Raw genomic sequence first — 14,757 nt, 5'->3', positions numbered from 1 at the left:
ATGAGCGATAAGCTTACACCTGAAAAAAGAAGCTGGAATATGAGCCGGATTAAAGGCAAGGATACAAAAATTGAGGTGGAAGTTAGAAAATATCTGTTTTCAAAAGGATATCGCTTCAGAAAGAATGATAAAAGATATCCCGGTAAGCCGGATATTGTCCTGCCAAAGTATCATGTGGCTATATTTGTTCATGGCTGCTTTTGGCATCGGCATGAAGGATGTAAAGATGCGACAACACCAAAAACGAAAACGGAATTTTGGCTTGAGAAGTTTGATAAAAATGTCAAAAACGACCAGATAAAACAGGAAAAGCTTAGGGAGCTTGGGTGGAAGGTAATTGTTATCTGGGAGTGTGAGTTAAAAAAGAATTTTATTATGACCATGGAATGGTTAGAACAAGAAATAAAATGTCATAATGTTGAAGGGAGCTTGAGATAGATGGGCTTGATAGCACCGATTAGTGCGATAAATTCATGGGAAGGTTATAAATATCAGGGTAATATAGCACTGTATGTCACTCTTTCTTATATAAAAGATATTTTGACAAAACAGGAATCCTTAGATGACTATGATGTTCAGATTGAGGGAGAGGAAGATTTTGCTTTACTAAAGAATGGTCAATACAAGTCATTGCATCAGGTGAAGCTAGGGGCAGTTAACCTTGATGATAATGATAAATTTGCTTTTATTGCTGAGATTATTCAAAATGGCGCAGAGCTAGGGTATTTTCATGTCAATTCAAATAAGCATATACCAAGTGATTTTTTAGAAAAAGCGTGTTCTGTTATTTCGAATTTGAATATCGAATTTCAAAAAGCGGTTGTTTCAAAAGATGATTTGAATTCGGCAGATAATCCGGACGATTATATTGTATTGGAATCTGTTACAGCTAATAATGCGAAGGCTTCGAAATATAGCATAATTAAATATAACACAAGAGGAAAAAAGGATCGAAGTTCTGTTGAGAATGCTATTGAAAATATAAGAAACGAACTTCAGCAACATGTGAATGAAATAGATAATAGGAAGCAGATTTATTTAGATGCTAACCCGGATGGAGTTGAAGACAGGTGTTTTATTGAAGAATGGCCAACAAAATTTGATGATATAAATGAAGTAAAAAGGCAGGGCATTCAGCTAATTAAAGACATAGTTGCTATGGTGCATCCTGAGTGGACATTTGCGGATGATAAATATTGTGGTTTCTTGTATGAACAGGGGATAGGCCTTATAGAACAGAATGTGACGGATTTTTTTATTCAAAAGAATAAGAATGATAAATGTATTATCTCATTTAGTGATTTTTATAGATTAATAGTTAAAGATTATTATCGCAATTATGACGATAGCAAAGAGTTTAAGTATTTTCTAGTACTGAAACAAATAGATGAGGTGTTTATAAAGTTTAGAGAAGATAATTGTAATCAAAATAATTGTGAACAGTGTACAGATGCTGAAACCTGTAATCTGTTGAAACAACTTACAGAACTGTCGGGGAGGGAGATTGAAGAACAGCATAGCTTGGTCTTTAATCTTCTTCTGCAGGAACCAACCGATAGCATCAATAATCTTCCAAGTGATGAAACAATCGAAACACAATTGGTTGAACTGTTAAAGGAGTTGTCTGTCTTAACATTGAATGAGAAAAACATAATTACAGCTTCATTGAATAAAGAATTTTATTGGTTATCACTTGACGATAGTCGTAAAAAGGAAAAACTTAGAGAAAAAATACAAAAAGGAATGAGAGAAAATCCAGATAAATCGTTCCTATACGAGTGCGATACTTTAATTACTGGTCGTCTAAATGATGAGACATTTAAGATAGACGGTTCAAATGTGAATATACTTGAAAAAAATCAGCTGGAAGAAATAAGAGATATTGTTTCTTGCAATATAGAAGATGAAAAGGCTGATTGTAATAAACCCAAAATAATACGCTTGGTTGATGCTGAGCAGGCTAAAGAGGAATTACTGTAATGAGAGAGTTGATACAACAGATTTTTAGAGCATATGGATTTGGTGAAAAGTGGCAAGATGACAGTATTGAGTTTTATTCTGCCGAATCAGAAGAGAAGACAAGCTTTTTTCTGATTGATTATATCGAAGCAACGGACGAAGGCATAACAGATTTCGAAATGCTAACGATGTTAAAGAGGCTTGAAAAAGATTATATCGATGAGAGTACAAATGGAAAGGGCGTAAAAAGAAAAATTCAGGAGTTGTTTGTGAATGATAATGCAAGTATAGCTGCTCAAATCGACAAAAACACATCTGCAATTTTTCCAATCAAATTGGAATCCTTAAACAATTTGGATAAGTATAGGAATTTAATCTATTCGGTTGAAGAATCACCTCACTATTTTAGAAGGTTTGTTTTACCCTATACTGACAAGCAGGTGGATGAATTAAAAAAAATAATCTCTGATTATCCAGAGAAAAAAATCGTGAATTTATTGAGTGAGATTGCTAATCAGGAAGATGCATATTATGAACTTGCCGCACATCGAAACTTAGATAATGCTTACGAATTGGTGATAAGATTATTCTCTAAAATACCTTTTTTACAATATAATTTTGTTGCACAGCAAAAACCAATGTCGGTTGAGAAGCGGATTGAATCGGAAATGGACGCTGAATTGCTTAAATATCATACTTTGATTTGTGATAACTGCGTGGATATAGACGAGTACATAAAAGCTTCAAATTTGCCTGACGATGATGCTGCTATTGAGGCTGAGATGAAAAAGAGAATGGAAAAGAGGGGATAAGATGCAGTATAGAGTAAAGTCCGTCAGACTTAAGAATTTTAAGTGCTTTGATGGTTCAAAATATTATGAATTTGTTTTAGATGATACAAAGAATCCTATCATTCTCACTGGGCCGAATGGATTTGGGAAAACAACATTCTTTGACGCGATTGAATTGGTTTTTTCAAATAAAATAACTAGGTTCAATGAGGCTATTGAAAAAGGAAATACTGATTTGCAAAAAAATGTATTACTGAATGAAGCAGATTCTGATGGTTATATAGTTTGCACTTTAATAAATGAAAATCGTGAGTGTTTGACATTAATTGCAAGAATAGATCATGGAATGCACAAGGTTAACTATTCGGATTCTATAACGTATGGAATTATAAATGAGAGTGTCTCAACTGAAAACCTAGATGTATGTATTAGAGAATATTCAGACTGGAGAAAAAGTATATCTGAATTTGATGTACTAAAGTATTCTAAAGAGAATTTTGCTGTTTATTATTATGTATCTCAAGCTGAATCCGTACATTTTTTGAAACAGTCTATAAGTCAACGAAAGGATGCAATGAATGCGCTACTTGACTTGGGAGATGTGGATAATTGGGTAAAATTTCTTCAGGAAAAATTAATAGGTAAAACCGCATCATCACCTAACGTTGTAATAAATGAAGAAATCAAATCGTTGGATGTTAAGATAAATGAAGATATTGATCAGCTTAAGGCATTTGGTGCTATTGATGAATCAGGTTGCGAATTTAAATTTTTCAACATTATTAATCTTCGAGATATGGATAGTGCTCCACTTTGGGATTCCGAAAAACTTGAAGAGGTCGATGCATCAGAACTTGAACGCGGAGTAAAGGATATTGATAGAATTTCACATTTTGTCAATGACTATGATGACTATAAGAATCATTTGTGGAACAAAAAACTTGAAGCTGCAATGGTTAACGGGGTAGACGATTGTTTATTAAGCCGTGGCTATGTGAAGGATAAAAAAATAGATATTGATGGCATTAAGCATATCATTGAGTCGAAGAATCGAGTCATAACGATTTTTAATAATAGTGCTTTTTTAAGGAGTAAAGAGATTGTTCCAGGTGATTATAGTGCAGATGGAATGAGAAAATTAAAGCAGTTATTTCCAGAAAGTGTTCTCTTTGATATTGAAGATGTTCAAAGTATGTGCACAAATTTAATTGAAATGAGTAAAAGGCTTTCCTCTAAACAGGCTGTAATAAAGAAGATGGAAAGTGCAAGAATTGCATTGTATGAAGCAAATGAGGAATTTGATAAAAACACAGATAAATGCCCATACTGTGGACATCAGTATGGAGAATCAATAAAACTGAAGGAGGCATATGAATCGGCTCATGCTCTTTTAGAAAAAGAAAATGGTGAGGAATTAAGGAAATATAATGAGCTATTAAAACAGTTGGAGGAAGTCGTTAAAGAATCAAAAGATGCTTTGAATAAAGAAATCGGTTCTCTTAGTGATTCTGGTGTAACTGTTCTATTAGATGAGGTAAGACGATTGTCTGCATTTATTTCAGATAAGAAGAGAATAGAAGATGTAGAAATGCTTATTCCATTGGTCGCAGTGGATAAAGCTTTTGAAGACATGGGCAAACCAGAACAGAAAAATGAACTACAAAGGATGTTTATAGAAGCAAAGAAAGTTTTTTCTAGCGAAGATTTCACGAATAATTTATCTTTGTATGCTTATGATTCTTTATTAGAGGAATATCCTGATATAGAGTGGACGGAGCAAAATCTATTACAGGATGAAAAAATGGTAGAAAACAAGAAAGGTTATATTAAAGCAGCGATAAATTCCAAGAGGAATGAAAAAGCTAATGAAATTAAGGCTCGCATTAAGAAAAATATTAGAAAATGGCAAGCTTTAAAGGCAATTAGAGAAGATTTGAAGAATATACAGAGGGTGTACTCTGATGCAATTGAATCCTATAAGAATCAGATTTTGAAGAGACTGAGAGTGCCGTTACTAATCTATACGGGAAAAATTCTACAGGATTATCAGAATGGTTTAGGGGTTTTCATCAGCAAAGATGAAATGCGTTTTGTAACAAATGGTGATGTGAAGCACGATATCCTTAACACGTTTAGTTCAGGGCAGTTATCGGGCTTTGTTTTGGCGTTCTTATTTTCTATGAATAAGCAATATGTAAAAGAATCAGAAGATGATCTTGGTTTTATTCTTATAGATGATCCGGTACAGACAATGGATGATATTAATATTTCGTCCATGATAGAAGTTCTGCGAAATGATTTTAAAGATAGACAGATTATTTTATCAACTCATGAAACTGATAAGGAAAACTACATTTTGTATAAGTTCTTTAAGTACAATAGAATTGGACAATCATTTAATGTTAAGGATCAATTGTATGGGGTTTGATTGGAATGGGGACAACTGTAAATGGATGATAATGAGTCTAGAAAAATAAGTAATATAGGTTCTTCGCTTGCAGAAAGCTTGAGACCATTGTATGAGATTGGAAATTACTTAGGAGAATTAGTTAAAAAGAGTGCAGAATGGTACAACGAAGTATTTAAGCCACTTCAAGACTTCGGACGAGAGATTCGAGCAAAACTTGTCAATATATCGGAGGTTGCATCTGCTGCTTTTAAACCACTTTTAGTAGCAGATAAACTAGGCAAGCACCAGTATGTTATTTGGGAATATATGACGCTGGAATTTGTGGATACTATTTATAAGTCCTCAAATGTAGACAAAGAACTACGACTCATGTATGAGAAGGATAAGTATAGGTTATTTTATTCTCTTTCGCAGGAATGTATTAATTGTTTAGATGGAAATAATGCACGTATTCTTTCTCAAGCAATAGATTCATTTTCGTTTAAAAATTACGATTTATGTGCTATAGGGATTACTGTGGTCATTGATGGTGAATTATCGGTGGTTACAGGCAATCCGGGCACGAATATTAAGCGAAGATTAGAACCTTTGCTCGGGAAATTAGATGGCGATGAAGTTTTGAGTGAAGATGAATATTCACTTTTTTCATTATATTTAACCGTTGATGCAACCATGAAGACATTTGCAGCATCATCTGATTTTGGTAATGAAAAGGAGCCTCAATATATCAATAGACATTGGACAATGCATGGAAGAACGCAACGCAGAAAAACAAAAATGGATTGCGTAAAATTGTTAAGGTTTTTATATGCAATTATTCTTCTAGATAAAATTGAAAAAGAGGATACATTTGAGTTTGAAAAAAGGGTGGTTTGATGAGAGATTTGTTTGATGGAACAAAACGAATAGGTGAAGACATTAGTTTTGATGATCTTGTCGATTTTTCAGCTGAGGATGAAGTTGCTTCCTCGGTTATTCGTGATGCTTCATCTGAGGGTACCTCAACACAGGCTGGATTGCAAACAAGAAGTCTTCAATCGGCTATGGACAACTATGCCGCAGCAATGAATCAGTCTGCTATAGCTAAGTCTACAGGGCTTCCGGTAAAAACACCAACGCAACAATATAAAGGATTTGCAGCAGAAGAATATTTCAAAAATACTATGAAAATAAATGCTCTTGCAAAGGGGGTATCCGATTCTAAAATCGGTATTTACACAAAAGGACAGATGCCGGATGGTACTGTCCTTTCTGGTATAGATATGGAAACGGATATTTCTATTTGGACAAGAGAGCATCCGTGGGATAAGCCAATGAGAACGGCTGATTACCAATCTAAAATTCATAATAAAGCTTCTGCATATGCTAAGGATATGAAAAATCCGCAGTATCAGGATGTACAGTTTGTCGGCGGAGCAGGGCAGGGTGTAAATGATACTGTGAAAGTTGATATTGGAAGAAAAACTATCACTTCTGATTCAATAACGCCAGAAGAGGCTGCTGAACTGGCTGAACAGATGAAAGCTCAGTCGACACCAGAGTACTCGAAAAGACAAGAAAAACTTGATGAGTTGAATAAGGTAAATTTGGGCAGAGCTGTTAAAGCTGGTGCAGCTACAGGACTTATTCTTACCACGGTTCAAGAAATTGTTGGCGTAATAAAGAACGCAAAGGATCTGCCGGAAGATCAGTTTGTTCAAAGTATAGAACATATTTTGTGTGGAACAGTCGAAGGTGGAGTGCGTGGAGGTGCAATTGCTGGATCTGTTCAATTATTTGGCAAGATGCTTGGAAAAGAAGTGGCAGCAAATTCACTGGAAGCTATCCCTGTTATGGCAACTGCGAATGTGGCTGTAGATTTTGCCAAAGATCTCTATAAGTGTTTTGTGACACAGACGATAGATACAGATGACCTTTTATGTAATTCCGTCAATAATGTTTTTTCATCTACAGCTGGATTGAGATGCTAAACTAAAGTTGTAACAGTAACACTGATATTTATGATAAAATAATTCATATGAAAGTGAGGCTATTACAATGGCAGGAATCAAAAAAACTTATACCCCAGAGTTTAAGAAAAAAGTAGTGAGATTAGTCCTTGAAGAAGGACGCCAAATGAAAAGCGTAAATCAGGAATACAATTTAGGAGAAGGTAGCTTGCGCAAGTGGATACGCGAGTACAGTGAAGAATGCGAATCAAATCCAGAGTTAAATAATGAGAAAGATTTAATGGCAGAAAATTTAAGACTTCGTAAGGAACTTGCTGAATCCAAAAAGGAAAATGATTTCTTAAAAAAAGCGGCCGCATTCTTCGCAAAGGAACTAGATTAGAACAATACCATTTCATTGATTTCTACCATGAAAATTATGGTGTACGTTGGCTCTTATCGAGATTTAATATAAAGCCAAATGCCTATTATAATTACAAAAAACATAGAAAAGCTGACTATTATAAGAAAAAGGAAGAAATCAAAGCAACCATTGAAGAGATTTATCATGAGTATGCGGGGCGACCAGGATATCGAATGATGCGTATCTTTCTTAATAGAAAATCTATAAGCTTAAGTAATCCAACCGTTCATAAATATATGAATGAGCTTGGACTTAGGTCAATTGTGGTACCCAAAAAACCAAAGTACAAAAAGGGCGATTGCTATAAAAAATTTGATAACCTATTGAATCAAAACTTTAAAGTAGATGAACCCAATAAGATTTGGTGTACGGATTTTACGTATATGTGGAGAGAGGATGGAGCGAAAAGATATAATTGTACTATTATTGATTTATATGATCGTTCACCAGTGGCAACTTTAAATAGTAATCGTATTAATGCAGAATTAGCGATTGAAACTCTGACCTATGCACTGAATCATAATACCGTTAAGAAGGGGCTTATCCTTCATAGTGATCAAGGGTCGCAGTTTACATCGAGAGCTTTTACAGAATTTTGTTCTTTGCAAAATATTACTCAAAGTATGAGTAAGGCAGGATGCCCTTATGATAATGCTCCCATGGAAAGCTTTTACGGAACATTTAAAGCAGATTTTGCAAATCACCATAGCTTTGAAACAGATGAGGCATTAAATGAAGCAACTTATGATTATATTTTTGTATATTACAATCATGTGAGACCACATTCATCAAATGGGTATTTAACACCATTTGAAAAGAGATTTAGTTACCGATAAAAATATCAGTATTGGTGTTACAATTTTGCTTGACTATCTCACCCTCAAAACATATGGTGTGGAGGTGTGGTTCACAGAAGATAATATCTGGACAATGAATGATGAGGATGGAGAGCTTAGACTTTCTATCATGGCTACCTTGGCCCAGAATGAAAGCAAGAAGATTTCTCAGAGAGTAAAAGCCGGTCAGATGATTTCGTTTAAGAATGGAGTCCTATATGGTAATGGCAATATTCTTGGGTATGACAGAGTTGGTGATAAGCTTGTTGTGAATAAGGAACAGGCCGACACTGTGAAAAGAATCTTTGAACTTTACCTGGCTGGCAATGGTGTTCGTAAGATTCAGGACATCATGGAGCAGGAAGGGCGTAAGACAGCCACAGGCCTTACTAGATGGCAGTCCGGCAATATCAACAGAGTTCTTAGAAATCCTTTTTATTGCGGCAGAATCGTATACCGTAAGCAATACGTTCCGGATTATCTGGTTCAGAAGAAAATCAATAATCATGGGGCTGTTGATAAGGTATATGTAGAAGGTTCACATGAGAAGCTGGTTTCGCCGGAAGATTTTGACAGAGCACAGGAGTTAAGAGAAAAACACAAGTCCGTGAAGACAGACAAGAACGGCAAAGCAATTGGACAGTCGCCTTGCAAGCATCTGTGGGGCAATAAGCTTGTTTGTACCTGTGGTCATGCTATGAATCGAAGAATTGCTCATAAGGCTAATGATGGAACTCTTAGTTATATTTATCAGTGCTATGGACAGTTACGGACAGGAACTCCTGCAGGAAGACTGAAAAAAGGTCTTGATATCGAAGGTATTTGTGATAACTCATCATTTATGGAATGGAAATTAGAGGTTCAGGCCGATTTTGTTTTTAAGAAGCTTCTTGGAAATAAAGATGCAATCTATAAGGAAGCTATGGCTATGGCACAGGATGTTGCTGAAGTAAAGGCTCCTGAGAGAAACGATAAAGAACGGCTTGAAGCAAACAATCGTCAGATTGAGAAGCTGAACAGACAGCTTGCCAATTTGGTTGATATGTGCTCTGAAGGAGATATTTCCAGAGAAGTCTTCCGAAGCAAGAAAAAGAAATTAGAAGATCAGATTTCAAACTTAGAGAAATTAAATGATGAATGCAGACAACGGGTTTTAGAATTGGAAGATAATGGTGCAAAGGATAGACGTATTGATAGTCTTTCTGAGTTTATCAAGATGACTGCCTTTGATGCCAGGGCTAAGATACCTGATACTGTGATTGATAATTTCGTTGATCAGATTGTTTTTGATCACGGAGCATTTATTTGGTATTTGAATCCGGTATTCGGTAATGAGGTATATAAGCAAGACGCTTCCGATTGGAAAAAAAACAGCATCTGCAATCTTTAAGTGATAAATGTACGTTACAGGCCTGTCCCAGCACAGGCAGCATTGAATAATAAATAAGATGAAATGTTCGTCTAGTACTTGACGTAGTTTTATCTAAGAATAATGTAGGAACCCTAATATTGACAGTTAAGTTGATATTAGGGTTTTTTTAGGTCTTGTAAAACGTATTTATTTATTATTATCAAAAGAGGCATGATTCAACTCATTCATTTTATGAAAACCCAAATATAGGATAATAAGAATGAGTACAAAATTGATATATAAAGTATTAGTGAGTATAGTATAGAATATTAGATTAGACAGTAGTTTTTATTCAGAAGATTTGTTAAAATGGATAGCAACAACAAATGCGGATAATATTGAAATATATGCAAGTTAAGACTAATGAAATAATAAATAAGATGAAAAATTTGTTGAGTGTTCGACGAAATTTTTTCTAAGAATAATGTAGGAACCCTAATATTGACAGTAGAAGTTAATATTAGGGTTCCTTTTTTAGGACTTATAAAACGTATTTATATCATTATAATAAAAAGAGTCATGATTCAACTCATTCATTTTATGGAAAAACGATTATAGATAATTAGAATGAGAAAGAAATCGGTATATAAAGTATTAAAGAGTATAGGATTGGTACATTGTTAAATGCTAGTACTTTGTGCATTATTTATCAAAATTATATTATCTGGTATACTAAATAAGGTTATTACTAGATTATGCAGTAGTTTTGTTAAAATGGTAACGAGAAAGTTGGTATGTGGGGTTCTGTTTATGATTTTATACTCTAAAGAAATAGGGATTTTAATTATTTAATTCTACTTTTAGTTGTTAAGTAAAAGTAAAATTAAATAATTATATAGGTAAAAAATAAACCAAAATAATATGGAAAGTTGTGTAACGAATCATATATTTATGGAACTTATTAATAGGAGGTGAAAAAATGAATAGTGATGATATCGAGAAAATATATAATGAATATTCTGATCTAATATATAAATATTTATTTCGTCTATCAAGAGATGCGAGAGTAGCAGAAGAACTTACACAAGAAACATTTTATCAGGCAATGAAAGGAATTAGTAAATTTAGAGGTGAATGTAAAATTTCTGTTTGGCTTTGTCAGATTAGTAAAAATTTGTGGTATAAAGAGTTACGATCTAAAGACAGAAACTCAATACCTATTGATGATATATTGGAAATTGCATCAGATGATAGAATAGAAGAACAGTATTTATTGAATGTAGAGAAGATTAGTTTTTTTAAAGCTCTACACCAACTTGATTATATTTCTCGAGAACTTGTATATCTTAGAATTACTGGTGAATTAAACTTTGCTCAGATAGGAGAAATATTTGGACGGTCAGAAAACTGGGCAAGAGTTTCTTTTTATCGAAGTAAACAGAAAATTATGAAAGGAATTAAAGAGAATGAATAATAAGGTATCTTGTAGTATAGTTAGAGATTTATTACCGAATTATATTGATAAATTAACTGAAGATGAAACAAATTATATTATTGAAGATCATTTGAGTAACTGTACTAACTGTAAATTAATATATGAAGAGATGTCAAGTGAAATGGAGGATAATACATATAAAAATGAAGTTATAAAAGAAAAAAAAATAAAAGATTTATTGGAAAAAGCAAAGTTAGGATATATCATTAAAAAAGTATTTAAGATAATTAGAATTCTGACTATTGTTTTGTATCTGATAATGAATGGGATACTTGGATATGTAATTTTTTCAAATACACAATATTTTTCTATTACTGAAAGAAATACTATTCAAAACACAATGTTATTATTTTCTATTACATTTTTAATTCCTAGTATATTAATTTTAATATTATTTGTAAAAAATACTAATAATATTCTTAAAATAATAAAAGGTGTAATTCAATTAATTTTATTAATCAGTTTACCGTTTATATGGATAATAGGACTTATTATTAGTTTAAGGATGCCATCTAGTACGACCAATCCTGAGAATTATGCAAAAAAGGAAGAGTGTGTTGAAGAATTACTTAATAATCAGGAATTTGTAATGCTACCAGACACATTACCCAATAATATAGTAGACGTAGATTATTTTTATAAATACGAAGTTATCTTTGATGATCAATATTTAAACTTGGAAATTTCATGGACCTATCAAGATTATGTGGATTATGAAAACGAGAAATTAAGAATGCAATCATTTAAGCCAATTAATAGTCAAGTAGTAGAAGATGGATTTCAAATGCATTACACATTAGGCAACAATAAAAAAGATAAACAACATTTTCGTTTTGGATATGATGATGTGACTAAAAGAGTTATATATAGAATTTATTATGAATGGGTTTCGTAGATTCTCAAAGCTAATAAATGCTCATTTACTTATATCATATAATTTAATAATTGATATAACTCGAATAAAAAACCAAATTCATTGTAATCTGTCAATTATAGCCACACAAGCAACATTGAATAATAGGAAACCTCTTATATTAACTAATAGTTGATATAAGAGGTTTTTTCTTTCGAAATCACAGGCTTGATCAATTTGCCCTCTCATACTATCTGAAATGTTGTATGAGGGGGCTTGGAATATCTAAGAAAGTCTATCAAAAGAGAAGAATATAAAATAGTTCCTCTTAAAATAAATACTATTGAAGTTAAAACTATTGACATTCATCTCTTGATACAATAACATTGTTATATAACAATGTTATTGTATGAGGAAAGGACGATTTATGCCACCTAAAAAACAAATTTTTAAAGAACAGATTATTGATACTGCTCTTAAAATGGTACAAAAAGATGGATATGATTTACTAACAGCAAGAAAGCTTGCAAAAGAGCTTTCCTGTTCAACACAACCGATATACCAAGCATTTGCGAATATGAGTGAACTAAAAAAAGAGCTAATTAAGAAGGCGAAAGAAACAATAGTAGCATATTTGCTTGAATCAAATGAGAAACAATTACCAAAAGAGTTACAATACATTTTTTCCTATATCCAATTTGCAAAGGTTGAAAAACATTTGTTCCAATTAATATTTACGTCTGGTGAATTAAATATATGGAATGAGTTAAATTTGTCGGATATAGAATTAGATATTCATATGATTGTATATGCAAATGGAATAATCATGATGCAGGCGTTTCAAGCATTACCTGATTCAGATGAATGGTTAAAGGAGATGTTGTTACAGGCATATGCGTTATTGAGAAGTAATAAATGAAAGGGTGAGGGGATAGATGAAAGAATACAGATATAAATTAAATATGCTTGAGCCTGGTACTAAAATGATAAAACTTATTGTAGGTTTGATTATACTCTCTGTGATTTTTTATTTTACGAAACTAATTGTACTGTGCTATCTAGTTAGCATTCTGGCTGGTATAACTGGTTTTATTTTGTGGGTTTTAATTATGATTGAACAGCACCAAGATCGGGTTCTAAATGAACAGGCGATTGAGGAAAGGAGGAGGAATGGAGAAGATTAAACGTGTAAAGATAGACAAAGAACGAACTTGGGTGTTTTCACCAGTTAGTAATATCGCATTTAAAGTTGATATTGGTGGAAGAATATCACAAGAGCAATTAAAAAAGGCAATAAAGAACACCATACAACAATATGAGATGTTTCATCAAAAAATTGTATTGGATGAATCGGGGATTGCTTATTATGAAGAAACAAATGTATTAAATCCTACAATTCGTCCAATGAATCTAGAGTGGAGCGAAGTAATAAAAGAACAGGAAAAAATCCCATTACGAATTGATCAAGGAGAATTGATTCGTTTCTTTTATTCACAAAAGGAGGAATGCATGTCCCTTTTGATTGTTGCACATCATATTGCGGGAGATGGCATGTCATTTATCTATTTTCTACAAGATATCTTACGTTCTTTAGCTGGAAGAAAGATTGAATATAAAAAACTACAGCTATTTGATATGGATGCATTGCCAAAGAAAACGAAGCTCCAAGCACCTACGACATGGCTTAAGAAGCATATGAATAAACAGTGGAGTCGCACAGGAAGAAAATTTGATTTTGAAGAATATTATCAGATGTACAAACAATGTTGGAAGAATCGAGAAACACTCGTATATACTTATCAATTAAAAGAAGAAAACTACGACTTGTTATATCAGTATGCTAAGGCGAACCAAGTAACCATAAATACCTTACTGACAACTGCTTTGATAAAAGTAAGTGGAGAGCTTTGTGATGTGGGGATGGCCGCAAGTATAAGAGAGAAGGATTTTACTGGAATGGGAAATTATGCAACTGGTATATCCATTAAATATAAATACAAGGAAAAGTATGATTTTCTTTGGAATGCAAAAATGGTACAAAAAAGAATCTATAGTAAGCTAAATAACACATCCAAGAAATATTTTCTATTACAATTTATGAGAAACATTGAGCCTACACTAATTGATGCGGTTTATTTTAATGCTTGTGGCAATTATGAGAATAAGATTGCAAAGACCTTTAGTAAAATGTTTGGTTATGATGGGAATCCAAAAGGAATTAGTATCACTAATCTTACACAGCTTCCAATTGAATCTAAATACAATGACATAGAGTTAAAAGACCTTATTTTTATTCCACCCATTGTATTAAATGCAAAACGAATCATTGGAGTGGCATCTCTTGGTAAGAATATGAGGTTATCCTTACATATTAACAATGACGAGAATGTAGGAGTGAATTCCGATTTTTTTTATAAGGCAATGGAGTTTTTAACGAATGAGATAGGAAAGTAATGCAATTTAGGCCCAATTGTTGTAAGGAGTAGAATTGTTGATACGGATATGGCAGAAGAGATGGTTCAATATGCAAAGGAATCCATCCTAAAGCAGACCAATGAAAGTATTCTATCTCAAGCAAATGCCATTACAAAAGGAGTATTGAATTTACTTAATTAAATTTATTGTGATAACATATTAAAAATAATAATAAATGTAATAACTACATCAATTCGACACTATCATTTATAGAGAGGTAAATGATGGTGTCTTT

The 14,757-nt window shown here is 33.0% G+C and carries 14 protein-coding genes; all 14 read left to right on the top strand.

Annotation, left to right across the window (positions count from 1 at the left end):
• The 14 genes from F7O84_RS07655 to F7O84_RS07590 all read left to right on the top strand — a co-directional run bounded on the left by F7O84_RS07655 (position 1) and on the right by F7O84_RS07590 (position 14,663).
• Positions 1-438: a very short patch repair endonuclease gene (locus F7O84_RS07655; protein ID WP_151143878.1), complete on the top strand. Its 438-nt coding sequence runs from the start codon at positions 1-3 to the stop codon at positions 436-438.
• Entirely contained in the window at positions 439-1,980 is a 1,542-nt protein-coding gene (locus tag F7O84_RS07650; protein WP_151143876.1) for an ABC-three component system protein, read from the top strand.
• The gene (locus tag F7O84_RS07645) at positions 1,980-2,771 is read left to right on the top strand and encodes an ABC-three component system middle component 1 (protein ID WP_151143874.1); all 792 of its coding nucleotides are present in this window, start codon (positions 1,980-1,982) and stop codon (positions 2,769-2,771) included. The genes F7O84_RS07650 and F7O84_RS07645 overlap by 1 nt, the downstream gene beginning before the upstream one ends.
• 1 nt (position 2,772) lies before the next feature.
• Entirely contained in the window at positions 2,773-5,178 is a 2,406-nt protein-coding gene (locus tag F7O84_RS07640) for an AAA family ATPase (protein WP_151143872.1), read from the top strand.
• A 21-nt stretch (positions 5,179-5,199) separates the two neighbouring features.
• Entirely contained in the window at positions 5,200-6,036 is an 837-nt protein-coding gene (locus F7O84_RS07635; RefSeq protein ID WP_151143870.1) for a hypothetical protein, read from the top strand.
• Positions 6,036-7,130, top strand: a complete 1,095-nt coding sequence (locus tag F7O84_RS07630; protein ID WP_151143868.1) for a hypothetical protein — start codon at positions 6,036-6,038, stop codon at positions 7,128-7,130. Before F7O84_RS07635 ends, F7O84_RS07630 begins: the two co-directional genes overlap by 1 nt.
• A 67-nt stretch (positions 7,131-7,197) precedes the next feature.
• Positions 7,198-8,348 (top strand): IS3 family transposase gene (locus F7O84_RS07625; protein ID WP_151143866.1). Its coding sequence is split into 2 segments (ribosomal slippage): positions 7,198-7,465 and positions 7,465-8,348, totalling 1,152 coding nucleotides; the frame shifts between segments, so codons are not numbered across the junction.
• Positions 8,323-9,738, top strand: coding sequence for a recombinase family protein (locus F7O84_RS07620; RefSeq protein ID WP_243140845.1), 1,416 nt, complete (start codon positions 8,323-8,325; stop codon positions 9,736-9,738). Before F7O84_RS07625 ends, F7O84_RS07620 begins: the two co-directional genes overlap by 26 nt.
• 940 nt (positions 9,739-10,678) lie before the next feature.
• Positions 10,679-11,173 carry an RNA polymerase sigma factor gene (locus F7O84_RS07615; protein ID WP_151143864.1) on the top strand — a complete coding sequence of 165 codons (495 nt, stop codon included), beginning with the start codon at positions 10,679-10,681 and terminating at the stop codon, positions 11,171-11,173.
• On the top strand, positions 11,166-12,089 hold the full coding sequence (locus F7O84_RS07610) for a zf-HC2 domain-containing protein (protein ID WP_151143862.1): 924 nt from the start codon (positions 11,166-11,168) through the stop codon (positions 12,087-12,089). The genes F7O84_RS07615 and F7O84_RS07610 overlap by 8 nt, the downstream gene beginning before the upstream one ends.
• A 385-nt stretch (positions 12,090-12,474) precedes the next feature.
• The gene (locus F7O84_RS07605) at positions 12,475-12,966 is read left to right on the top strand and encodes a TetR/AcrR family transcriptional regulator (protein ID WP_192451689.1); all 492 of its coding nucleotides are present in this window, start codon (positions 12,475-12,477) and stop codon (positions 12,964-12,966) included.
• A gap of 16 nt (positions 12,967-12,982) precedes the next feature.
• Positions 12,983-13,231 carry a hypothetical protein gene (locus F7O84_RS07600; RefSeq protein WP_151143858.1) on the top strand — a complete coding sequence of 83 codons (249 nt, stop codon included), beginning with the start codon at positions 12,983-12,985 and terminating at the stop codon, positions 13,229-13,231.
• Positions 13,218-14,501 (top strand): hypothetical protein, encoded by a 1,284-nt coding sequence (locus tag F7O84_RS07595; RefSeq protein WP_192451688.1) that lies wholly within the window; start codon positions 13,218-13,220, stop codon positions 14,499-14,501. Before F7O84_RS07600 ends, F7O84_RS07595 begins: the two co-directional genes overlap by 14 nt.
• A 15-nt stretch (positions 14,502-14,516) precedes the next feature.
• On the top strand, positions 14,517-14,663 hold the full coding sequence (locus F7O84_RS07590) for a flagellin (protein WP_320411227.1): 147 nt from the start codon (positions 14,517-14,519) through the stop codon (positions 14,661-14,663).
• The last annotated feature ends 94 nt before the right edge of the window (positions 14,664-14,757 follow it).

The organism is Candidatus Galacturonatibacter soehngenii (genome assembly GCF_008830185.1).
Classification (GTDB): Bacteria; Bacillota; Clostridia; order Lachnospirales; family Lachnospiraceae; genus Lachnotalea; species Lachnotalea soehngenii.
This window is presented reverse-complemented; position numbering and strand designations above follow the sequence as displayed.